Raw genomic sequence first — 23,357 nt, forward strand, 5'->3', positions numbered from 1 at the left:
TCGTTACTCCCTAAGCCAGTCGGTTTTCAACAAGGAAGGCAGCGAGTTTCTCGCCGGCATCACCCTCATCAATGATCTTTACGCCCGCCGCACGCGGGGGCTTCTCCGCAACGGTCAACATGATCGAACGTGCCGCGTCCGGGTTGTCGGCCGTAATCCCCAGGTCGGCGAGGCTAAGCGTCTCAAGCGGCTTCTTCTTTGCCGCCATAATTCCTTTGAAGTTCGGGAAGCGCGGCCCGGGAAGCGCCTCGGTAATCGAAATCACCGCGGGCAGGTCCGCTGACACCTTCTGGACGCCGGATTCAACGGGCCTGGTGCCGGACACCACGCCATCGCTGATTTCCACGGAGCTGAGTCCGGAAGCTAGCGGCACGTCCAGCAGTTCTGCAAGCATCGCGGGAATCATGCCGCCGGACCCATCGGTGGAGACGTTGCCGGTGATCACAAGGTCAAACTCCATGCGACGGATCGCTGCGGCAAGGGTTTCAGCGGTGAGGCCAAGATCCGCCCCCCGGAGCGCCTCGTCAGAGACGAGGGTGGCGCTTCCGGCGCCCATTGCAAGGCCCTTGCGGATCGATGCCGTGGCACCCTCGGGAGCAAGGGAGAGGACCGCGACCTCAGTGCCGGCGTTAGCGTCGGCATACGTCAGCGCCAGCTCCAGGGCCCGCTCGCCGATCTCATCAATGACTGCCTCGCTGGCTCCCCGGTCGGCGAGGCCTGTTTCAAGGTTCAGTTTTCGGTCCCCGTACGTGTCGGGGACCTCCTTAACTAGGACGATAATCTTCATCGATGCTCTTCCGTTGGCGGGCACGTCTCACTAGGGGAGACCTGTCGTATCTCCCCTGAGTCTACAAAGTCGAGGCCTCCTTGGCTGACAGAGCCACTCCAGTGGGCAATTCGTTCTGCGCTGTTTCCGCGGTGGCCTCCGGTGCCAGCGGCGATTCGACGGGAACCTGCCAGGAGGTGCCCAGGACAGCGGTCAAGGCCATGGCGGCCAAAGCGGCCTTGAGCCCGGTGCGGCCGGTGGTAAGCGGGGCGATGGGGCGGTAAATGATCATCTGGTCCTCCTGGAAGCGTGAGTTCTGGAATCACTCTCCATCGGGGGACTTTGTGGGGGACCCAGGTTGACCTGTGCCCCGGCTGTGCAACCAAATCTTTAGCCCAAACGCGGCCCGGTGATCATGCGCGGTCCTCGGCCGGCAGCATTCAAGTCGTAAATTCTCTTGACACAGTGTAAACCTGGGCTTCACACTGTCGTATGGCGCTTATCACTTTTGGACCCCGCAGGGCGGTCGGAGGGCAGTAGGCGAAAGCCCCGGGCACCAGCCCCAGGATCGAACGGAAACAAGGGAGTTTCATCGATGAGTCAAACCATTCAGGTGTCGAGCCGAGGTTCGGTGCGTGCGACATTTGTTGCCGCCTACAGTGCGGTCACCCTGGCGCAGATCACCAACGCCCTCCCGGGCGCCCTCAGCGGCACCTTTGCCGCGGAATTCCACACCTCGGGCGCGGGCCTGACCTGGATCGCCGGCATGTTCTTGATGGGCATCGTGGTGTTCGAGCTCAGCTGGGGGCTCCTGGGTGACCTGTTCGGACGCAAGAAGCTTCTGTACGTCGGCGCGGCGTTGAGCGTCGTCGGATCCGTCCTGGCTGCGCTGGCGCCGACGACCGAGATGATGATCTTCGCGCAGGCGGTCGGCGGCATCGCGGCGGGCATCCTCTTTCCCATCTCGCTGTCGATGATCGCAGCGATCACCCCGGATCACCGGGCGCGCGCCCGGGTCATCGCCACCTGGGCCGGGTTCCTGTCGCTCGGCGCGGTCATCTCACCGGTGCTCGCCGGCCTCACCGCCCAGTTGTTCACGGTTCCGGGCGCTGCACCCGGCGCGCCGAATGTGTTCAGCGGCTGGCGGGTGGCCTACCTCGTTGCGGCAGCGGTCGCCGTCGTCGTTCTCCTCGTCGCGCTCCGGGCGAAGGACTCCGCGGCCGCCGAGGGACGCAAACTCGACCTGCCCGGCCAATTCACCCTCGCGCTGGGCCTGATCGCCGTGCTCTTCGCGACCGTCCAGGCGGTGGATGCGGGCTTCAGCGCCTGGGATGTTATCGCCAGTTACGCCGTCGGCGTCATGCTCCTGGTCGCATTCGTCATCATCGAGACGCGCACCAAGCACCCGCTTATCCACCTCTCCCTGTTCAAGAACAGCGCCTACTCGATCACCGGCATCGTCGCGGTCACCGGCATGTTTGCCTTCCTGGCGATCTGCTTCAGCACCAGCGTCGCCGTCGGCGGTCTGGCCCTGGCCGAGACCTGGAAGGTCGGCGTGCTGTTCGTCTTCATCCAGGGCCCGGCGTTCGCCTTCATCCCGGTGGTGGGGTGGCTCATCCACCACGTGGCGCCGCGCTGGGTGCTGACCTCGGGCTTCGCCTTCATGGCTCTCTCCGGCTTCTGGCTCTCGACGTTCTCACTGGGCACGCCGGAGGCCTTCGGCGGTACGCCGTGGACGGCCTTCATTCCGCCGCTTCTGCTGCTGGGCATCGGCTTCGCGCTCACCGTTGGCTCCGTCACCGCGGTGGCGATCAACACCGTCCCGCCGCAGCACATCGGGATGGCCTCAGCGACGACGAACCTGCTGCGCGACCTCGGCTTCGCCCTCGGCCCGGTCATCGGCTCGGCCATCGCGTTCGGCATCGGCGCCTCGGTCTTCGCGCGTCCGCTCGGCGGGATCCTCGGCGGTGCGGGCCTGCCCGCCAACGCCGTCGAAGGGCTCGCCCAGGTGCCGCCCCTGGGCTACCTCTCGGGCTGGGACGGCGTCATCGCCCAGTTCTCCGGCCAGGCACTGGCCGGCGGCGCACCCGGACCGGCCGTTGATGGCATGGTCCAGGCCCTCACCGCCGCGCAGCAGCAGATCCAGGGCGTGGCCGGGGCCTCCCTCGGCCAGGGCTTCCAAACGGTTTACGTCGTCGCTGCCATCGCGGCGACGGCCTCAGCCATCCTCACCCTCTTCATCACCGCCCGTTCGACGGCGCCCACAGCCGACGCCATAGCGGAGACCACAGAGGCGAACGCCGAAGCGGCCGTCTGAACCTGACGGCTCCACTCCACCGACCATCACCCACCATCCGCCAGGAGAACACCGTGACTGCACCCCTCGAATCAGACATCGACATCTGGAACGACGACATCCTCGTCGACCCCTACCCCACCTACACCGCGCTGCGCGAGCTGGCCGGCGTCGTCCATCTGCCCAAGAACGACCTGTACGTGCTGACCCGCTACGACATCATCCGCGACGTGCTCGGCGATCCGGCCACGTTCTCGTCCACCACCCTCGGCTTCAACCCGATGGTGAACGAAGCGCTGCAGGGCACCTCCCTCGCCTCCGACCCGCCGGTACACACCCAGCTGCGCGCGACCCTGTCCGAGAACCTCACACCCCGCGCCCTGCGCGGCCTGAAGGTCACCATCGACGAGAAGGCGGACAACCTGGTCGCCGAACTCGTCGCCAGCGGCAGCTTCGAGGCGATCGACTCCCTGGCCCGCGCGTTCCCGCTGGAGATCGTCGCCGACCTCATCGGCTTCAGCGGACACGTCAAGGACAACATGCTGCGCTGGGGGCAGGCAGCGATGCAGGTTCTCGGGCCGCTGAACCACCGCACCCAGGAGAGCTTCCCGATCGCCGGCGAGCTCTACGGCTGGTGCTCCTCGGTCACCGGCGACGACCTCGTTCCCGGCTCGATCGGCCGCGGAATCTTCGACGCCGAGACCCGCGGCGACATCCCCGAAGGCTCCGCAGGGCACATCATCCACCAGTACCTTGGGGCAGGCGTCGACACAACGATCGCCTCGATCGGAAACATCGTGGCGCTGTTCGGCCGCCACCCGGAGCAGCTCCAGCTCGTCCGCGAGAACCCGCAGCTCGTCCCCGCAGCCTTCGCCGAGGTGCTGCGCTACTGGACCCCGCTGCACATTTGGGGCCGCACGGCGACCCGCGACGTGGAGATCGACGGCGTGACGGTTCCCGCAGGCGCCCAGCTGGGAATTCTCATCGGCGCCGGCAACCGCGACGACCGCCACTATGACAATCCCGATGCCTTCGACGTGACACGCAACCCGGTGGACCACCTCTCCTTCGGCTACGGGCCGCATGGCTGCGCCGGCCAGGGCCTGGCGAAGCTCGAGGGCCACGCCATCGTGAGCGCCCTCGCCCGCCAGGTGAAGTCGATCACGATCACCGACGTCGTCCGCGTCCCCAGCAACATGACCCGGAGCATCGACAAGCTCCAGGTCGCCGAGGTTGTGGCCGCGTGAGGATCGAACTCGACCGCCCGCGCTGTGAGAACCACGGACTCTGTGAGGAGGCAGCACCCAAGCTCATGCACCTCGATGATGACGGCGAACTCGTGATCGATGTCGAGGAGGTGGCCGGGGTCGACGTCGACGCCGCGACGGCGGCGGTAAGAGTCTGCCCTGTCGCGGCGCTCCGACTGGCTTCTTAGACAGCCGCTGGCTCCTTCCGCCGGGCAACTACTGCACACCATGGATAGGATTGAGTCATGTCGTCACTGCGAGAGGCCCAGAAGCAGCTGACCCGCGACACGATCATCGACCGGGCGCTGGAGCTCTTCACCGAGAAGGGCTACGCTGCGACGACGATCGACGAGATCGCCGTGGCGGCCGGGACAACCCGGGCGACGTTCTACGCGCACTACCCCTCACGCGCCGATCTGATGAGGGACTTCATGGCGCGCGTCAACGCCGTGCTGGAGCGCGCGGATGGCCCCGACCGGGCGACAACGGCAGCCGAGCTGGTCGACGTCGTCCGGGCGGGCCAGCTTCCCGGCATCCTTGATTGGCTCGAGTCCCGCGCGGTGCTCTGGCCGGTCTTCCGCCCCTACCTCGACGTGCTCGACGAGGCCGCCGCCGTCGATCGCGACGTGCGGACCCTGGTCCGGGGATGGCATGAAGAGGTCATCGCCGACCTTGTCCGGGGCATGCAGCTGGCCGGCCGCTTCTCAGAGGAAACCCGCCACATCCGCGGCACGCTCGCTTTCACGCAGCTCGACTACGTCGCAACGCTCTGGACGAGACGCAAACTCGAGCCCCACCGCGAGCACGCCCTCGAGGTGCTCGCCGACAGCTGGTACCACCTGCTCTGCGACGAAAGCTAGCCGGACTCCTCGACCCGGTCCGGTGCCCGCGGTCAGGGCCGGGATGACCGGTCAGTCCCGCCCCTGCCACGTCGCGATGTCGACGACGTTCCCCTCGTGGTCGATGAGTGACACCCACGCCGGCGCGTACCGGTCTCCCAGGACCCGGCCACCGGCCGCGATCACTGCATCGACACGGGCCTGCGCCTGGTCGTGCGGCACGGACACGTCCACGTGGATACGGTTGCGCGGCGGCACGTGCTCCTTGTCCTGGAACCACGCCGGCGGTCCAATGAGGTTGGGTTCGACGAGGTCCTCGTCGCTGATCGGGACGTAACCGAGCGCCGCACGCCAGAACTCCATAACGGCCGGCCGGTCGGCCGCGTCAAAGGCGAGCTGCACCTGCTGTACCGCTGCCGGGTCCGCCGCCAGCCCGAGCTGAGCAGCGGCGGTTGAGATGCGGCGGGCAAGCTCGAGGTCGAGGTCACTGAGACCGACCCCCGGCGTGATCACTTGAACTGTGACGGTGTCCGGTCGCATATCCACCAGCGGGGAATGCCCCAGCGTTGCTGCGATCTCCGCGATCGCAGCAACCAGCCTGGCACCGGTGGCGAAATCCCCGGTCTTGAACAGCGTTTTCGCACCCCAGAAGAGCACCCGCCAGTCCGCCGCGCCGTCGTCGGCTGAGAACTCGGCATCGGAAATCCTGGTTGCCATGCCTCAGACTATTCGTCGCCAAAGGCCCGGCAGTCAAGGCCTGCCTTCCGGGCCGCGTATATTGGCTTCTGGCTAACGATGAGACTGGGGGACGGATGCCGCTTCGATCATGGGTGCGCGCAAAACAACGGGCACTGGCGTCGGCGACAACGTTTTCGGCAGTTGGACTGCTTGTTGCAGCGGCAGTTATCCACCCGGGCTTCACGACTACACGGGTCGACCTGAATGAAGGCGGCGTGTGGGTGACCAACTCCGACCTGAACCTCGTGGGCCATTTGAACTTCCCGTCGAAAACCCTGGACGGCGGGCTCAGGTCGGCCAGTGCCAACTTCGATGTCCTCCAGCACAGCAGCAATGTGCTCGTGTCGGACCGCGGCGATGCCTCCCTGCGCAAAGTCAAGGTCTCCAACGTCACCCTTGAACAACCCCAGCAGCTCCCCGGAACAGCGGTTCCGACGTTCGGGGAAAAAGCGGTTGCCTTGGCTGATCCGAGCTCGGGCCGTCTCTGGGTGACGCAGAGCAGCATGCTGGGTTCCATCGACTACGACACCCAGGAACCCGTGGTGACCGATGCCCAGGGAATCGTCGCGACGGTAGGAACCGACGACGTCGTGCACGCCGCCGACCCCGCACGCGGGGAAGTGACCTCCCTCCGCGTGAACGCGACCGGCGGAGTGGACTCCCGCGACACGGTCCGGTACGAGGAGATCCGCAACGTTGAGAACGTGCAGATCGCCGCCGTCGGGGACAATCCGGTCCTGTTCAACCCCGAAGACGGAACACTTCACCTTCCCGGCGGCCGCCAGGCGCAGCTGCCTGACGCCAAGGACGCAAAACTGCAGCAAAGCGGGCCCGCCGCCGACTTCGTCGCCGTCGCCACTAAGACTGCCCTGATCAAGCAGCCCCTGGGCGGCTCGGCCGCGACCGTTGTGGAGCTCGGAACCTCCGGAACCCCTGCCGTTCCGGCCCACGTCAACAATTGCGTCTATGCGGCCTGGTCCGGCGCAGGCAAATACCTCCGCGAGTGCACGAACCCCGCAGAAAGTAACCGCGCCGACGTCCCGGGTGCGAGCGCCCGGTCCAACTTCGTCTTCCGGGTAAACCGGGACCTCGTGGTCCTCAACGATGTCAGCTCCGGCAACGTCTGGCTGGTCACCGAGAATATGAGGCTCGTCGCCAACTGGGACGACATCATTCCGCCACCGGACAAGACCGAGGACCAGGACGAACCGGCCGCTGATGACAACCCGGTGAATACCCTTCCGGACCGCACCAAAGAGAACCGCCCGCCCTCCGCCGTGGACGACCAGTTCGGCGTCCGACCCGGGCGGACCACGCTCCTGCCGGTGCTGGACAACGACTCCGACCCCGACGGCGACGTCCTCACCGCGCAGGTCCAGGGCAACAACCCCACCGTCGGAGCCGTGCAGCCCGTCTACGACGGAACCGGCCTGCAAGTGAAGGTTCCGGCCGACGCGACCGGAACCTCCCAGTTCCAATACCAGGCCAGTGACGGCCGCGGTGGCACCGCCGGGGCCAAGGTCACCGTGACCGTGAAGGACCCTGCCGGCAACGAGGCACCGAAGCAAAAACGCGTGCCCACGATCATCCTGGAACAGGGCAAGAGCATCTCCCAGAATGTCCTCACCGACTGGGTGGACCCGGACGGCGACGACCTGCTGCTGCTGGGTGCCCGCGCCACGAGGGACGGCGACCAGGTGCGCACCCGGGCCGACGGCCTCCTGACGTTCCAGGACGTGGGGGCATCCCTGGGCAAGAAGGAAGTGGTGGTCACCGTCTCCGACGGCCGGGACCAGGCCGAGGGCACGGTGGTGGTGGACGTCCGTACCAAGGGCAACCTTCCGCCGAAGGCCAACGCCGACCACGTTTCAGGCATCGCGGGGCAGGACATCCTGGTTTCTCCGTTGAAGAATGACACTGACCCGTCCGGAGCAGGACTCCGGCTGACCCGGGTCGCAGGACCGCCGGAGGGCACCGCCACCCCTGACTACCAGACCGGGACCTTCACCTTCCGGGCGGCGAACCCGGGAACGTACTACGTCACGTACCTGGTAACGAACGGACCGGACAGCTCTGAAGGGCTGGTGCGGATCGACGTCAACGCGGCCGGGGGAGCGGGCGATCCGGTGGCCGTCGCTGACCTGGCGCTGCTGCCGGTGGGCGGCGAAGTGCTGCTCGACGCCCTCGCCAACGATTCCGATCCGGCCGCCGGCGTCCTCGTCATCCAGTCCGTCGGGTTGCCCCGGAACTCGGCAGTCTCGGTCGCGGTCCTGGACCACCGCATCCTGCGCATCACCGACGTCCGGGGCCTCACTGCGCCCACCAGCCTGACCTACACGGTGTCCAACGGAGTTGCCAGCGCCACCGGCGAGGTCACCATCGTGCCCATTCCGGCGCCCGCCAAACTGGTCCCGCCGGTCGCTGCCCCGGATGAGATCACCGTCCGGGCGAACGACATCGCCACCATCGCCGTCCTCGCCAATGACTCCCACCCCAATGGCGCCAAGCTTAAGCTCAACCCGGTCCTCGTGCAGGGAATCGACCCGGCCCAGGGCCTCCTTGCCATCTCCGGGGATGTGCTGCGCTTCAAGGCGGGCGGAGCAGGCGGAACGCTCCACGCCATCTACGCGGTCACCGGCCCCGACGGGCAGGAAGACTCCGCCCAGGTGACCATTCACATCCGCGGTGAGAGTACCAACTCCAGGCCGCTTCCCCAGCAGATCACCGGCAGGGTTGTTGCCGGTAACACGACGCAGATCGCCATTCCCTTGGACGGCATTGATCCCGACGGCGACTCGGTCACCCTGGTGGGCCTGGAGCAGGCGCCGCGCAAGGGGACAGCGGCTGTAGGTGCCACCTACGTGGAATACACGGCGCCGGCGAACGCCTCCGGCCAGGACAGCTTCTCCTACGTTGTGGAGGACCGGTACGGGGCACGATCCACCGGGATGGTGCTGGTAGGCATCGCCCCCGCGCCCGGCTCCAACCAGAGTCCGACGGCCGTGGAGGACAGCATCACAGTCCTCCCGGGCCGCCACGTGGCAGTGGACGTGCTGGCCAATGACTCCGATCCCGACGGCGACAATGTCACCCTTGCAGCCAACCGGCTGGAAGCTGCCGCAGAATTGAAGGCCGACGTCATCGACGGACGGGTTCAGCTCACCGCCCCGGCGGCCGGCACCGCCACGACGGCGGTCGTCCGGTACGAGATCAGCGACGGCCGGGGCGGCACCGCCGTCGGCACCCTGAAAGTCCAGACCCGCAGCGATGCCGCCACACTGGCCCCCATCGCCCGGGACGACCGCGTGACGTTCGCCGAGACCCTGGGCAGGACCGTCGTCGAAGTTCCCATCCTGAAGAACGACGAAGACCCCGACGGAGTGGCAAGCGAACTGCGGATCACGTTCCCCGAGGACGCACCCACGGCCAGCATCTCCGCCCCGGGCAAAGTCTCCGTGCAGCTCGGCGGCCAACCGCAGATCATCGCGTACACCGTGACCGACATCGACAACCTCCGCTCGACGGCGTTCATCCTGGTTCCCGGCCTCGACGGGCAGGCGCCAGCGCTGCGGAGCACTGCGCCGCTGGAAGTCGTCAGCGGCCAGCAACTGACCCTGAACCTGCAGGAGCTGGTGGTTGTCCGGCCTGGCAAGAGTCCCCGCATCACCCAGGATTCGAAGGTACAGGCTGTCGCCTCCAACGGGGCGCCGCTGGTGAAGGACGCCACCACCATCGTGTTCACCTCCGCCGACGACTACACCGGCCCGGCGGCTGTTTCCCTCGAGGTCACCGACGGCGCCACCGTCGACGACCCCGACGGGCGCACGGCGGTCCTCACGATCGGCATCAACGTCCTGCCCGACCCCTCCCGCAACCATCCTCCAGCCTTCCCCTCAAGCACCCTTGAGGCAGCGGTGGGCGAGGACGCCACCCTGGAGCTGCGCGACGTTGCCTCCGACGTCGACGAGGCCGACAAGGACAAGCTCACCTTCGCGCTGCCGGGCACGCCGCCTGCCGGGATCAAGGTCGCCCTCGACGGCAGCCTCTTCCAGGCCACCGTCGACGGCGCAGCCAAAGGCAGCACGCTCTCCGTCCCGGTTACCGTCTCGGACGGGCGCAGCGCACCTGTTGCAGCGGCCGTCGACATCCGTGTGGTCGCGTCGAAACGACCGCTGGCCGCGGCCAACGACGACGTCATCGCCAGTGCCCGGGCCGGACAGTCCGAGCGCGTACAGGCGCTGGACAACGACATCAACCCATTCCCGGAAACACCGCTGGACATCCTCAGCGCTTCCGTCGAAACCGGAACAGGTACGGCCGCAGTGGACGGCGACGCCGTCATCGTCACGCCCGCCGAGAAGTTCGTGGGCACCATGGTGGTCCGCTACCGGGTCCAGGACAAGACCCAGGACGCCGAACGCGAAATCGACGGCCGCGTCCGGCTTACCGTCAAGGACAAACCGGATGCTCCGTCAACGCCGACCGTCGGCGAGGTCCGTGACCGCACCGTTGTCCTCAACTGGTCGCCGCCCGCCAACAATGGTGCAGCGATCACCGGCTACAAGGTCAGCAGCAGCGGAGGATTCTCCCAGCAGTGCCCCGCCACCACCTGCACCCTCACGGGCCTGACCAACAACGTCGAATACACCTTCACGGTGGTGGCCACGAACGAAGTGGGCGACTCCGCACCGTCCCCTGCTTCGGCGCCAGCCCGCCCGGATGCCAAGCCGGACACGCCCGCAGCGCCGGCGCTGGAATTCGGCGACAGGTCCCTCGCGGTGAACTGGGTCCCGCCAAACAGCCCCGGCTCACCGGTGGAAAGCTACAGCCTTGAGATCTCCCCGGCACCACCCGCTGGCAACATCCGGGTAAGCAACCTCACCGGCACGTCGTACCAATGGACGGGCCTGCAGAACGGGACGCCCTACCAGGTGAGGATCCAGGCCACCAACCAGGCGCCGGACCCTTCGGAATGGAGCGCCTATTCAGCGACGGTCATCCCAGCCGGTGTGCCTGGCGCCCCGGGCAAGCCAGCGGTCACCCGGTCCACCTCGGGCGGCTCGGAATCGATCATGGTGGTGTCGTGGGCTCCCGCGGCGGACAACGGAGCCTCCATCGACACGTATACCGTGAACGCGGTTCAGGGCGGATCCACCGTGGCGACCAGCACGGTGTCCGGCAGCCAGTTGAGCGTCCCCGTGACAGTCGGGAACTCCACCAGCGATTACTCCTTCACGGTGGTGGCCAGGAACAAGGCAGGCACCTCGGCGGCCAGTCCGCCGTCGGACCCCCGCCGTGCCTTCGGCGCTCCGGGTGCCGTCCCCAGTGTCCGGGCCGATCCGCTCGACAACGCGGTACAACTTTCCTTTGGCGACGCCGCGGGCAACGGCGCCACCCCGAGCTACCAGTACCAGGTCAACGGAAGCGGCTTCCAACCCGTGCCCTCGGACAGGGTCATCCGCGCGGGTGTGCCCAATAACGGCAATTACACGATTGGCGTGCGGGCCGTGAACAGCATGGACGGGGCAACCTACGAAGGGCCGGTCACCAACTCCAATCCGGTGGCGCCCTACGGCAAGCCGCACGCCGCGAGCATCAACCCTGTCACTGTCGGTACGACGGTGAGGTTCGACGTCGGCGCCGTGGTCAACAACGGGCGCCAGGTCGTGGCGCTGGAGTACCAGTCCTCCGACGGGAAGTCGGGGACCTGGGGCGCCGGTGGAGGATCTGTCACGACCGGGAACGGGTACGACCAGTCCATCTCCATCACCGTAACGGTGGTGGATGACCTCGGCCAGCGCACAGCTGTCTCGGCGAACGGAAGAACAGCGCCCGCGAAATACCTCGTGGTGGACAACGGTTCCGCCAGCCCCGGAACGTGCGAATGGCCCACGAACAGCACCTCAGCGCCTGACACGGCAGCGAACTGTGCGGCCGGAGGCGGAACGTTCGTGGCCCAGGGCTCCCGGGTGCAGGTCACGTGCGTGACCACCGGTGCGGCGTACACCATTTACGACGGAGCGACCGGCCAGCCCACAGGGACCACGAGCAACGTTTGGTACAAGGTGATCAACAACCTCTGGATCCGCCCGTCCGACGGACCCGTGGATTCCGGGGTCCCCGCCTGCTGATGCTTAGGGGTGAGCCCCGGCTGACGGGAGCCGGGGCGGTGCCTCCGGGTTTATCTTGGATGCATGGAGTCCCTGAGAGGTCCGTTGTATCTGGACATCGCGGCGAAAGGACTGTCCCTGGCGGGCATTGTGTTGATGATTTTCGGGCAGGGCGGCTGGTTCACCGCCGGCGTCTTGGTCGTGTTCATCGGCGTGCTGATCGGGGCCTGGGCCATAATTGCCGCCCGGCAGGTGAGGTCACCGAACGGCCCGGCCCGCCCGGCACCGTTCGGCAGGTGGAACCGCCGGGACGGCGCTTCGAATGAGGACGGAATCCCTTGAACAACGGTCAGTCACGATGTCGATCTCGGCGGGTGCAGCTCCTGGGGACCCCACGATGTCACCGGACCGACTTCGCCTGAGGGTCTTGACCGGCCCAATCCTCGGAGACAGGATGAGAGTGGGTGCGGCCGGCAAGCCGGGCAGCAACCGAGTGGGTTGACCAGGAGAGGCAGTGCCGTGAGTGAAACGCCAGATCAAACCGAGCGCCGCCACGCTGAAGCGCCGGCGGAGGGCGAGGCAGAGAGCGAGGCGGGCTCCGTCGACGCTGTGTCCGGCGGCCGGGTCCACGCTCAGGAGCCCGCGGAGGGCGCCGCGAGTGAGGCCAGCCCCGCAGGCGCGGACGATCCAGACACCCCGGGGCCTGCCGGTGGAGTCCATACCAGCTGATGTTTAATCCCAACCCGTTCGGCCCAGCCGGACGGCCCATGGCCGGCCTTGTGGGGCTCCCGATCCAGGACGTGCCAGACAAAATCCTGCAGTGGGGCGCCCGTTGCCTCGCCAACGTCTCAAGAATGCCGAAGGCAGCCAAGGAGCCCGAGGCCAAAGAAGACTTTACCTAGCTCGAGCCGGAACCTGTCGGCGCCTTAGCATTCTGTGAGAACGGGTCTAAATCCTCATGTGGTGGCAGTCCACCGGGGCCACCATGGTCGTATGGATGCTGAAACAACTAAGGCGGACGAGCTGAGCCTTCCCCAGGCTTTCCTGCTCTTGGCAACGAACGATAAGAACGGCAAGCCTGAAGTGCCGGTGTTCGCACTCAGGACCACCTTGGCCGGGGCAATTTTGGCCGAGCTGGAGTTCCTCGGTGCCATCGCCCTGGAGGGGAAGCACGTCCGTGCCACCGGCGCCGCCCCGCCAACGGACTTCCAGCACGAGCTGGAGCTCATCCGTGGCAAGTCCCGGCCGCACACTCCCAAGCGGTGGGTTTCCATGCTGGAAGGCCGGGCCGAAGCGCAGCGTGTCTACGAGCGGATGGCGTCACTCGGGATCGTCGAACATGTCGGCGAAAAACACCTTGCTCTGTTCAAGTCCACGCGGTACCCGGAGAAGGACCACGGCCCGGAGGCTGCGCTCCTCCAAAAAATCAAAGACGCACTCAGCGGTGCGCCGCTTGTGCCGCCGAAGCCTGCTTCCAAGCCTGATGCCAAGGCGCCCGATGAGAAGGCGCCCGATGAGAAGGCGCCAGAAGCGAAGCCGGATTCCAAGGCGCCCGCCGCCAAGGCGGCCGATGCCAGGACTACGGCGCTGATAGCCCTGCTCCAGGCCGCCGGCCTGCTCGGCAAGCTCTTCCCGGCAGCAGACCAAAGCCGGGCAGCGCAGCTGGCGAAGGATTACTGGCCTTCCCGCGCGGTGGAGGACGAACTTCGGTTGATCAGACTTGCGGAGGCGGAATCTCCAACCCTTTGATGCCGACTGGGAACTGGCACCACGGCGAATCTGCGACACTGAGCCGATGATTACCGAACACGCGCTGTTGCCTGTCATTTCCGGTCTTGAACAAGAATTTGAGGCGGCGTTCGATCGGGCCCGACTGATTATTGCGTCGATGCCCGGCTTCGTCGCGATGTCGCTCTCGCGCTCCGTCGAATCCCCCAACACCTACTTGCTGCTCGTGCAGTGGGATCGTCTGGAGGATCACACTGTCGGCTTCCGAGGATCGCCGGAGTATCAGCAGTGGCGCGAGCTATTGCACCGCTTCTATGAGCCATTTCCCGTGGTCGGGCACTACCAGCTTCTGAGCTCCACCCCTGGTTGATAAATGCGTTTGCGGCCAGTGGCGAGGCTACCCGCCGGCGGGTTGGAACAACTCGACAACGTTGCCGGACGGGTCTTCCAGCAGGATCTGCTGTCCGCCTGGACCGGTGACAATGTCATTTCGGAACGTGAGACCTGCGGCGCGCAGTCGGTCCACTTCGGCCGCGATGTCGCTCACGATGAGGTGGATCCGGTTCCAGCCTCCCGGTGCCGGCACCGTGCCGTCCGGCATTGCTCGGCCTGCCGAGCTGCCCGGTCCGCTCAGCAGCAGCCGTAGCCGGCCCCTGGTGACGTCGGCGAACGCCGGTGCCGCGCTCATCCGGACCGTGAACCCGAGGTGCTGAGTGTAGAAGTCGACCGCCGCGTCGACGTCGTCCACCATGTACCGGACAGAGACCAGGTCATTAAGGTCGTTTGGCATTTCCAGCTCCCTTCCGAACCCGTGGGAATACTCGATTGCGTAAAGGCAGTTGCGCCTTCAAGAGGTGAGACGAGTTCGAGCCTGAGTGCAGACCGCTGCCCTTGTCATCATTGTCGGGCGAGCGTAGGGTCTCGCGCTACCCACGTGCTCAGCGGGTAAACCGGTGATCGGAGCTCCTGATGCATCCAGTCCGAGCCTTGCCCATCTTTTCGCCGGCAGCGCCCGGCGTTATGATGCCGTGTGAGCTTCACCCACGGCTACGCGGACAACGGCGGGCTTCGTATGTATTACGAGGTGCACGGCCCGGCCGTGGCCGGCCAGCCGCCGCTGCTCCTCATCCCGGGCGGCGGCTCCACCATCGGCACCAACTTCGGCGAACTCATCCCCCTGCTGACTGAACATCGCCAGGTCATTGCGGTTGAGGAGGAGGGACACGGCCGCACCCAGCCCACCAGCCGTCCCCTCACCGCCGAGAATTCCGCCGGCGACATCCTCGCTGTTTTGGACCAGCTCCAGGCGGAAACAGTGGACGTGCTCGGGTTCAGCTCCGGCGGGCACACCGCCATCGCGCTGGCGCTCCGGCATCCGGCAGGTGTCCGGCACCTCATTGCTGCCTCCACCTTCGCGAACCGCGATGCCCGGCCGGAGGAATTCTGGAACGGCATGGCGAAAGCCACCCTCGAGGACATGCCGGACATCTACAAGGACGCCGACCGCGTTCTGAACCCCGAGCCCGGCCATCTGGAGCGGCTCTTCGAGCTGGACAGTCGGCGCCTCCTCGACTTCCCCGGATGGTCCGACGACGAGCTGGGAACCCTCACGGCCTCAACACTGGTGGTGAACGCCGACCGCGACTTCATCCCCGCCGGATATGCCGCGCGGATGGCCGCCGCCATCCCGGGCGCGCGACTGCTGGTTGTCCCCGGCGGCCATGGCGACTACCTCGGCGAGCAGGGCGCCAGCGCCGGGGACCTGCGGACGATGCACGCCACCATTCCCTTCCTGCTTCGGTTCCTGGGCGAGTAGACCCCCGGACCCCGTAGCCGAAGGCCCCACCGGGCGTGCGGACCGAAGCATGCGGCTGTGCCGAGAGGACGTTAAAAGGGATCGGACGATGCACCTAAGGGGCGCATCGTCCGATCCCTTCAGGCAGCTATATCAGGTCCTGATCGTCACTGCCGTCGGCTCGAAGACTCCAGCTTGTCGGACGCAGTCGTGTCCATGAGGGTCTTTGAGCCTGGCTTATTGGGGATCAGCGCTACCGCAACGGCGGCCAGGATGGCCACGAACGCGAAGACGATGAAGTTCCACTGGAACGGAAGCTGTGCCGATCCGATCCAGCCGCCGATGAGTGGCCCGGAAATCGCTCCGATGCGGGCAAAGGATAGGGCCCAGCCGGTGGCTGTCGCCCGGGCGTAGGACGGGTAGTAGTCGGCCACCCAGCCTGTCAGGACGAGGGATGTTGAGATGGAACCCACCCCGGCCAGGGCAACGAAGACGTAGTTGACGAAGATATTGTTCGGGAACATCAGCAGCAGGATTCCTACGCCGCCGATGGCGTAGAAGAGGACGAGGATGAGTTTCTTGCCGTAGATATCGGCGGCCCGGCCGAGCACCATGCCGCCGATGGCGGAGGCGAGGCTGAAGACGGCCAGGAACGTCAGGGATGAACCCAGGTCGTAGCCGGCCTTCCGCATGATGGTGGGAAGCCAAGTGTTGAGACCGTAGACCAGAACCATGCCGCAGAACAGGGATATCCAGAAGAAGACGGTGGGCCTGAGGTAGTCGCGGGAAAAGAGAGCCATCAAAGACTGTTTCCACCCCACGGGCTTCAAAGCCTCGCCGGCAACCGGTGCCGGAGCCCAGTCGTTGTCGACAAACGGCGTGACGCCCAGCTTGCCCGCGAGGCGCTGGGCCTCAGCGCGGCGGCCCTTGCTCATCAGGAATTCAAGGGATTCCGGGAGTATCCATGCCAGGATCGGGACAAGGACGATCGGAATGAACCCCACGCCAATCACCCAGCGCCACCCAAGCGTCGGAAGCAGCGCGAGGGCAACCAGGGCTGCTGCGAGAATTCCGAATGAGTACCCGGAATACATAACGCCGTAGTTGAAGGACCTGCGTTTGGGGGCCGAATACTCGATGGTGAGGGCAGCTGCGACCGGGATGATGCCGCCCATGCCCAGGCCTCCCAGGAAGCGGAACAGTCCGAACATTTCCGGCGTAGGCGCAAATGCTGCGCCCAGCTGTGTGGACGTGAAGATCAGGACGGACAGCAGCAGCATGTTCTTGCGGCCGACGCGGTCTGAGAGAGTGCCGATAGTCATGGCACCGACCAGCATCCCGATCAGGGCGTAGGAGCCGAGCCCGCCGAGCTCCAGCGGGCTCAGGTCCCATTCCTTGTATTCGGCGAGGGCGGGAATGATGGCGCCTAGAACCCCGACGTCGTAGCCCTCCGCAAGGATGGCTAGCCAGCAGGCGAGCAGTACACGGTTGGTGGTCTTCGGTGGAACTGGCCATTGGGTGTGGTTCAACGCAGCCATTGAGGTCCTTCGGTGGTGTTGGAAGTGGTGACTGGTGGCACGGGGCGGCTTCGAAGTTGAAGCCGGGGACGGTCTGGTGCCGTGATCCTTATGGTAAGAACATAACGGACGTCACAGAACTGCGATAGACCTTGGCTGAAAGACTTGCAAAGTTTTCAGCCGGGCAATCAGCCGGAAATAAGGCCTTACCGCCGCCGCCGCATCACCGATGAGTCATGGATTCGGCAAGTCCTACTGCGCCAGACTCGGCTCCGCGGCAGAGATTCCGGGCGTCCAGCGCAGATGGCCGTCGGGCATGACCAACTCCGGCTCCTTGAGGAGGGACAACCGCGGACGGACGGCGTCCGTCCGGCCGCTGGGAGGCTTGCGGCGGCCGGCCTTGAACTGGGGGATCCACTGTGACCCCGGGCCCTGGTATTCCTGCTCCGCGGCGGCGTGGAGAGTCCACTGCGGGTCGTAGAGATGCGTGCGGCCCAGTGCAACGAGGTCGGCCCGGCCTGCGAGCAGAACGGAATTGACGTCGTCGAAACTTGAGATGGCTCCGACTGCAATCACCGCGACTCCTGCCGGCCCCGCAACCTCCTGCCGGATCCTGTCGGCAAACGGCGTCTGGTAGCTCCGGCCGAAGGCGGGCTTTTCCTCCTTGGCAACCTGCCCCGTGGAGACGTCAATGCCCGCCGCGCCATGATCGACGAATGCCTGGGCAATCACGACCGCGTCGTCTGAGGAGTTTCCTCCCTCGATCCAGTCAGTCGCTGAGATGCGCACCGTCAACGGCTTGTCAGCAGGCCAGGTGGCGCGAACGGCGTCGAAGACCTCGAGCGGGAACCGTAGCCTGTTCTCCAGGCTGCCGCCGTACTCGTCCGTGCGCTGGTTGGAGACGGGGGAGAGGAACGAGGACAGCAGGTATCCGTGGGCAGCGTGGACTTCGAGTAGGTCGAAGCCCGCTTCTGCTGCCCGTCGTGCTGAGCTGACGAAATCAGCTTTGACACGGTCCATCTCGGTCCGGTTGATTTCGCGGGGGAGGTGGTTTCCGGGCCCGTAGGGGAGGGCTGACGGGCCGACGGGCTCCCAGTTCCCTTCCTTGAGAGGCTCGTCGATGCCGTCCCACATGAGCCGGGTGGAGCCTTTGCGGCCGGAGTGGCCGATCTGGACGCCGATTTTCGCGGTCGAGTGCGTGTGGACGAATTCGACAACTGATTTCCAGTTCTCACGCTGTCCGTCGGTGTACAGGCCCGAGCACCCGGGGGTAATGCGCCCTTCGGCTGAGACGCAAACCATTTCGGTCATGACCAGGCCCGCGCCGCCGAGTGCCTTGGACCCGAGGTGGACCAGATGGAAGTCCCCGGGCATGCCGTCGACGGCGGAGTACATGTCCATGGGGGAGACGACCACGCGGTTCTTGAGCTCCAGCTCCCCGATGCGGTAGGGCTGGAACATCGCGGGGGCGATGTCCGGCAACCCCTGGGATTCAGCGAAGTGGCGCTCCACGGTTTCAGCGAATCCGGGGTCGCGCAGGCGCAGGTTCTCCTGCGTGATCCGGCGCGAGCGGGTGAGCAGGTTGAACGCGAACTGCGTGGGCTCCTGGCCTTTGTACTGTCCAACCCGTTCGAACCATTCAAGCGAGGCCTGGGCGGCCCGCTGGGTGGACTCGACGACGGGGCGACGCTCGGTCTCATAAGCTGCGAGGGCGGTTTCAAGGTCCTCGTGCTCGTGAAGGCAAGCAGCCAGTGCGAGCGAGTCTTCCATGGCGAGTTTGGTGCCTGAGCCGATGGAAAAGTGCGCGGTGTGCGCGGCGTCGCCCAGCAGCACGATGTTTCCGTGGCGCCAGCTGCGGTTCTTGACCGTGGTGAAGTTCAGCCACTTGGAATTGTTGGACAGTACTTCGTGTCCGGCGAGTTCATCGGCGAAGATGGCGCGGATTTTATTGATGGCCTTCTCATCGGAGACACCGGGGGCGAACACCTCGGCAGCGCTCTCGCCGAAGCCGGCCGCATCCCACACATCGGGGGACATCTCCACGATGAAGGTGGAGCCTTCGTCGGAGTAGGGGTATCCGTGGATCTGCATGGTGCCGTATTCGGTGTCCTTGACGAAGAACTTGAACGCCTCGAAAACCTGGTCGGTGCCCAGCCACATGAATTTGTTGGGCCGGGGGTCAAGGCTGGGCCCGAAGGAGTCCGCGTAGGTTGCCCGGATCTGTGAGTTGATCCCATCGGAGGCGAGCACCAGGTCGAAGCCGGCCTCGAGCTCGGCGATGGGCGGCGCGGGGGTGCTGAACCGGACGTCCACGCCCAGTTCGATGCAGCGGCGCTGCAGCAATTCCAGCAGCTCCTTGCGGCTCATCGCGGCGAAGCCCTGGCCCCCTACCGTGAGGATTTCGTCGCGGAAGTGGATGTCAATGTCAGACCAGCGGGCAAACCGACGGCTCATGTATTCAGCAACCACAGGGTCGGCGTTGCCGATGCCCCCGAGGGTTTCGTCAGAGAAAACAACGCCGAATCCGAAGGTGTCTGAGGCGGCGTTGCGCTCCCAGAGCGTGATGTCGTGCGAGCGGTCCAGCTGCTTCATTAGTGCTGCGAAGTACAGGCCCCCGGGGCCGCCTCCGACGATAGCGATCTTCATGGTCTGCTCCTTCTAGGGCCGGGTGGCGGCTGCGCCGGCCAGCTGGTCGTTATCGAGTTCGAGGCGGTCGCGCAGCTTGAAGTGCTGCAGCTTGCCGCTGGGGTTGCGGGGGAGTTCACTGACGAAGCGGACGTCCCGCGGGTACTTATACGGCGCGATGGTGGCTTTGACGAAGTCCTGGATCTCCCTGCGTTTGGCATCGTCGGCAGCGACACCTTCGCGCAGGACGATGAAGGCGCAGACCACGCTGCCGCGTTCAGGGTCGGGGCGGGCGACGACGGCGTTTTCAACAACGTCGGGGTGCTGGTCGATGGCCGCCTCAACTTCGGGGGCGCCGATGTTGTAGCCGGAGGAGATGATCATGTTGTCTGAACGGGCCTGGTAGATGAAATACCCGTCGGCGTCCCGGATGAAAGTGTCACCGGTGACGTTCCAGCCGTTGACGACGTAGTTGGCCTGCCGTTCGTCATCCAGGTAGCGGCAGCCGGTGGGGCCGATTACTGCGAGCCTGCCGGCCTGGTTGGGACCCACCTCGTTACCATCCTCGTCCAGGATGGTGGCGCGGTAGCCGGGTACGGGCAGGCCAGTGGTGCCCGGCCGGATGTCGTCCCCGGATGCTGAGATGAAGACGTGGAGCAGCTCGGTGGAGCCGATGCCGTTGACCAGGCGGAGGCCGGTGGCGTTGTAAACGGCCTCCCATGTTTCTTTGGGCAGGTGTTCGCCGGCGGAGACAGCGATCCTGAGCCGGCTGAGGAGATCGCCGCGGCCGGCCTGGAGAATTGCCCGGTAAGCCGTTGGTGCCGTGAACAGGATGGTGACGCCGGCGGCGGCGGCGTGCTCCGCCAGCTCGACCGGGGCGGCTCGTTCGGTCAGGAGTGATGAGGCGCCGAATCGCAACGGAAAGACGACAAGTCCGCCGAGGCCGAACGTGAACGAGATCGGCGGTGACCCTGCGAAAACATCGTTGGGGGTGGGCTGGAGGATGTGGCGGGCGAAGGTGTCTGCATTCGCAAGGATGTCGCGGTGAAAGTGCATGGTGACTTTGGGCGTACCCGTGGTTCCCGACGTTGGCCCGAGGAGCGCGACGTCGTCGGCCGCGGTTTGCACGTTGCTGAACTCGCCGCTCTTGGTTGCGCACCGGGCAATGAAGTCATCGGCACCGGTGCCGCCGTACGGGACCACCGTCACGTCGTCGCCTGCGGCGAGAACCATTTCGTCCAAAAAGCGGTGGTCCGAGATCGCCAGGACGGGCGTGGTCAGCCGGAGCAGGGTGGCAACTTCGGATGAGCGAAGGATCGGCATCGTGGTGACAACTACGGCGCCGGCTTTCAGGACTCCCAGCCAGGCTGCGACGATCCACGGGTTGTTGGGACCACGAAGCAGGACGCGGTTGCCCGGCACGACGCCGAAATCCTCCGTGAGGACCTGGGCCGCCTGATTGGCGTGCTTCTGAAGCTCGCCGTAGCTCCAGGTTGTCCCGTCCGGGGTGTGCAGCGCGGGGCGGGAGGCTCCGTATTCGGCCACAGCCTCGTCGATAAGTACCGCGCCGGCATTGAGCATCGCGGGGTACTGGAGTTCCGGCAGGGTGAACTCCAGCGTCGGCCACGTCTCGGCGGGCGGCAGGTGGTCACGGGTAAAGGTGTCCACATGGGCTGAGGAAGCTGGTGTCATGGCCACTCCTTTCAGTGCGTCTAATTGTTTGGCTTGGTGATCAGGAAGCTTGGCGGATCATGCCTTCTTGGGCCACGGTGGCGAGCAGGCGGCCGTCCTTGTCGAAGAAGCGACCCAGTGCCAACCCGCGGTTGTTCTGAACCGAAACGGCTTCCTGCGCGTAAAGGATCCAGTCGTCCGCGCGGCCGTCACGGTGGAACCACATGGAATGGTCAAGGCTGGCCGTGCTCAGCCCTGGCGAGGACCAGTGCAGGTCATTTACCCGCAGCAGCGGCTCCAGGATGGTGTAGTCGCACACGTAGGCCAAGGCGGTGCGGTGCAAGTCTGCCGTCGCCTGAGCGTCGCCGGCATCAGGCAGCAGGTCGAAGGCCTTCACCCAGACTGCTTGATGGGGCTGGCTTTCGCCCTCGACCTGGACGTAGACAGGACCTGGAATGTGGCGCATGTCGAAGCTGCGTCCGGCGGACCAGTAGGCCGCGGCCGCGCCGGGTGTACCCTCGAGCGCATCGGCGGCCGAGCGAAGGGATTCGGGCTCAACCGCTGCCGGGGCGTCCGGTTGGAAGTCCGGGCCGTTTTCCCGCACGTGGAAGGACCCCATCGCGGCGAACACGGTTTTGCCGTTCTGGTAGCCGCGGACGCTGCGCGTGGAGTAGCCGCGGCCGTCGCGCAGGCGCTCAACTTCATACCGGACACTCGACTCGAGCTCCACTGGCCGCATGAAGTAGCTGTGCATCGAATGCAGGCTGCGGTCCGACTCCACGGAACGCATCATCGCCGCCGCGGACTGGGCGACCATGTCGCCGCCGTAGGACTTGGGCCACGGCACATACTGCGTCACCGCCTCGTAGGCCTCGTCCGCATGCTGGGCTGGAACCGGCGTGAGGTTGATGGCGCGGAGAAAGTTCTCCGACGTGGGGGCTTTGATTGCCGGGGTTGCTGGAATCATCGTCTATGCCCTGCGGTAGCCGTTGAGCGTGTCATCGGCGACGTCGTCCAGGTTGACGACAATGTTTTCCGGGGTGCGGGCGGTGAGCCACACGAGCTCCTCGGTCACCGACATGTTCGCCTCGACGTGGGGCATGAACGGGGGAACGAAGACCCAGTCTCCGGCTTTCATGTCCTGGTACTCGGAGTAGTTCTCGCCGAAGTAGATTCGGCCGTGGCCGCGCAGGACGTAACCGCCGGTCTCTGCTTCGCCGTGGTGGTGCGGCAGGGAACGGTAGCCGGGAACATTGGATACCTGGCCGAACCAGATCTTCGTGGCCGGGGTGTGCTGGATGGAGACGCCCGAAACGCGGACGCAGTCCCCGGACTGGGCCGTATTGGTGTCTTCCTCCCCGGCCCTCGTGACCACGGGAACTACTCGCCCGTCGGATCCGGCATAGATCGAGTTGTCACCCTCGGTCAGGTATTCGGTGGTTGTATCTGTCATGGTCTTCACTCCTTGGTGCTGGTGGCTGCAGCCGACGTGCGGGATCCGGCCCCTTCAGTCCATATATCGACTTTGTTACGGTCGTCACATATGCTCAAGTTAGCACGACAGAGAAGATCTGAATAGTGCCTTTCACGCACCAGCAACAACGCCGATACAGGAGATCATTGTGAACAGGACCATCAACCCCGATTCACTGCCCAAGCCGTCCGGGTATGCGCACGGCATCCTTTCCGGAAACATGGTTTTCCTGGGCGGGCAGACAGCACTCGACAAGGACATGAAGATCGTCGAGGGGGGAATTGTCGAGCAGTTCCGGCAGGCATTTTCAAACGTGCTGGCGACGCTGACTGCTGCGGGCGGCGAGGCGCGGGACCTGGTCAGCGTCACGATCTATCTCACCGACGTCGATGACTACATGGCCAACGGCCGCGAGATCGGCCGGATCTGGCGGGAAATGGCCGGCACTGAGTACCCTGCCATGGCGGGGATCGGCGTCACGCGGCTCTGGCAGAAGGAAGCGGAAATCGAAATTCAGGGCATAGCGGTAATTGCGGACCGCTGACGCCTCA

The 23,357-nt window shown here is 65.6% G+C and carries 20 protein-coding genes; 11 read left to right on the plus strand and 9 right to left on the minus strand.

Going from position 1 to position 23,357, the window contains the following annotated elements; translation table 11 throughout:
• Positions 1 to 10: 10 nt before the first annotated feature.
• Both AC50YM_RS12115 and AC50YM_RS12120 read right to left on the minus strand, forming a co-directional pair.
• Complete coding sequence (locus tag AC50YM_RS12115) at positions 11 to 787, minus strand: electron transfer flavoprotein subunit beta/FixA family protein (protein WP_494957284.1); 777 nt, start codon at positions 785 to 787, stop codon at positions 11 to 13.
• A 61-nt stretch (positions 788 to 848) separates the two neighbouring features.
• The gene (locus AC50YM_RS12120; protein WP_494957198.1) at positions 849 to 1,058 is read right to left on the minus strand and encodes a hypothetical protein; all 210 of its coding nucleotides are present in this window, start codon (positions 1,056 to 1,058) and stop codon (positions 849 to 851) included.
• 303 nt (positions 1,059 to 1,361) lie between these two features.
• On the opposite strand from AC50YM_RS12120, the gene AC50YM_RS12125 reads away from it, so the two are divergent.
• From AC50YM_RS12125 to AC50YM_RS12140, 4 genes are read left to right on the plus strand one after another with little or no spacing between them, the layout of a single operon-like run.
• Positions 1,362 to 3,083: an MFS transporter gene (locus AC50YM_RS12125; protein ID WP_494957199.1), complete on the plus strand. Its 1,722-nt coding sequence runs from the start codon at positions 1,362 to 1,364 to the stop codon at positions 3,081 to 3,083.
• A 53-nt stretch (positions 3,084 to 3,136) separates the two neighbouring features.
• Entirely contained in the window at positions 3,137 to 4,309 is a 1,173-nt protein-coding gene (locus AC50YM_RS12130; RefSeq protein ID WP_494957200.1) for a cytochrome P450, read from the plus strand.
• A complete protein-coding gene (locus tag AC50YM_RS12135) occupies positions 4,306 to 4,497 on the plus strand; it encodes a ferredoxin (protein ID WP_494957201.1) in 192 nt (63 codons plus the stop codon). The genes AC50YM_RS12130 and AC50YM_RS12135 overlap by 4 nt, the downstream gene beginning before the upstream one ends.
• A gap of 57 nt (positions 4,498 to 4,554) precedes the next feature.
• Entirely contained in the window at positions 4,555 to 5,169 is a 615-nt protein-coding gene (locus AC50YM_RS12140; RefSeq protein ID WP_494957202.1) for a TetR/AcrR family transcriptional regulator, read from the plus strand.
• Positions 5,170 to 5,220: 51 nt separating this feature from the next.
• Here the strand turns inward: AC50YM_RS12140 and AC50YM_RS12145 are convergent, their stop codons facing one another.
• Positions 5,221 to 5,865, minus strand: coding sequence for a 4a-hydroxytetrahydrobiopterin dehydratase (locus AC50YM_RS12145; RefSeq protein WP_494957203.1), 645 nt, complete (start codon positions 5,863 to 5,865; stop codon positions 5,221 to 5,223).
• Positions 5,866 to 6,107: 242 nt separating this feature from the next.
• On the opposite strand from AC50YM_RS12145, the gene AC50YM_RS12150 reads away from it, so the two are divergent.
• From AC50YM_RS12150 to AC50YM_RS12170, 5 genes are all read left to right on the plus strand, one after another.
• Positions 6,108 to 12,017, plus strand: coding sequence for an Ig-like domain-containing protein (locus AC50YM_RS12150; RefSeq protein WP_494957204.1), 5,910 nt, complete (start codon positions 6,108 to 6,110; stop codon positions 12,015 to 12,017).
• A gap of 63 nt (positions 12,018 to 12,080) precedes the next feature.
• On the plus strand, positions 12,081 to 12,338 hold the full coding sequence (locus AC50YM_RS12155) for a hypothetical protein (RefSeq protein ID WP_494957205.1): 258 nt from the start codon (positions 12,081 to 12,083) through the stop codon (positions 12,336 to 12,338).
• Positions 12,339 to 12,515: 177 nt separating this feature from the next.
• The gene (locus AC50YM_RS12160; protein ID WP_494957206.1) at positions 12,516 to 12,725 is read left to right on the plus strand and encodes a hypothetical protein; all 210 of its coding nucleotides are present in this window, start codon (positions 12,516 to 12,518) and stop codon (positions 12,723 to 12,725) included.
• A gap of 264 nt (positions 12,726 to 12,989) precedes the next feature.
• Positions 12,990 to 13,745 (plus strand): GOLPH3/VPS74 family protein, encoded by a 756-nt coding sequence (locus AC50YM_RS12165; RefSeq protein ID WP_494957207.1) that lies wholly within the window; start codon positions 12,990 to 12,992, stop codon positions 13,743 to 13,745.
• Between the two features lie 46 nt (positions 13,746 to 13,791).
• Entirely contained in the window at positions 13,792 to 14,094 is a 303-nt protein-coding gene (locus AC50YM_RS12170) for an antibiotic biosynthesis monooxygenase family protein (protein WP_494957208.1), read from the plus strand.
• 27 nt (positions 14,095 to 14,121) lie between these two features.
• Here AC50YM_RS12170 and AC50YM_RS12175 read toward each other — a convergent pair whose 3' ends face one another.
• A complete protein-coding gene (locus tag AC50YM_RS12175) occupies positions 14,122 to 14,514 on the minus strand; it encodes a VOC family protein (RefSeq protein ID WP_494957209.1) in 393 nt (130 codons plus the stop codon).
• Between the two features lie 240 nt (positions 14,515 to 14,754).
• Between AC50YM_RS12175 and AC50YM_RS12180 the strand changes: the two genes are divergently transcribed.
• Entirely contained in the window at positions 14,755 to 15,540 is a 786-nt protein-coding gene (locus tag AC50YM_RS12180; protein ID WP_494957210.1) for an alpha/beta fold hydrolase, read from the plus strand.
• Positions 15,541 to 15,686: 146 nt separating this feature from the next.
• Here the strand turns inward: AC50YM_RS12180 and AC50YM_RS12185 are convergent, their stop codons facing one another.
• From AC50YM_RS12185 to AC50YM_RS12205, 5 genes are all read right to left on the minus strand, one after another.
• Positions 15,687 to 17,057: an MFS transporter gene (locus tag AC50YM_RS12185; RefSeq protein ID WP_494957211.1), complete on the minus strand. Its 1,371-nt coding sequence runs from the start codon at positions 17,055 to 17,057 to the stop codon at positions 15,687 to 15,689.
• 231 nt (positions 17,058 to 17,288) lie between these two features.
• Positions 17,289 to 19,682 (minus strand): bifunctional salicylyl-CoA 5-hydroxylase/oxidoreductase, encoded by a 2,394-nt coding sequence (locus tag AC50YM_RS12190; protein ID WP_494957212.1) that lies wholly within the window; start codon positions 19,680 to 19,682, stop codon positions 17,289 to 17,291.
• A gap of 12 nt (positions 19,683 to 19,694) precedes the next feature.
• Positions 19,695 to 21,353, minus strand: a complete 1,659-nt coding sequence (locus AC50YM_RS12195) for an AMP-binding protein (RefSeq protein WP_494957213.1) — start codon at positions 21,351 to 21,353, stop codon at positions 19,695 to 19,697.
• Positions 21,354 to 21,393: 40 nt separating this feature from the next.
• Positions 21,394 to 22,299, minus strand: coding sequence for an acyl-CoA thioesterase (locus AC50YM_RS12200; protein ID WP_494957214.1), 906 nt, complete (start codon positions 22,297 to 22,299; stop codon positions 21,394 to 21,396).
• A gap of 3 nt (positions 22,300 to 22,302) precedes the next feature.
• Entirely contained in the window at positions 22,303 to 22,785 is a 483-nt protein-coding gene (locus AC50YM_RS12205; protein WP_494957215.1) for a cupin domain-containing protein, read from the minus strand.
• Positions 22,786 to 22,951: 166 nt separating this feature from the next.
• Here AC50YM_RS12205 and AC50YM_RS12210 point away from each other — a divergent pair, with 166 nt between their 5' ends.
• Complete coding sequence (locus tag AC50YM_RS12210; RefSeq protein WP_494957285.1) at positions 22,952 to 23,350, plus strand: RidA family protein; 399 nt, start codon at positions 22,952 to 22,954, stop codon at positions 23,348 to 23,350.
• Positions 23,351 to 23,357 lie beyond the last annotated feature (7 nt).

Source organism: Pseudarthrobacter sp. RHLT1-30-1, assembly GCF_059383415.1.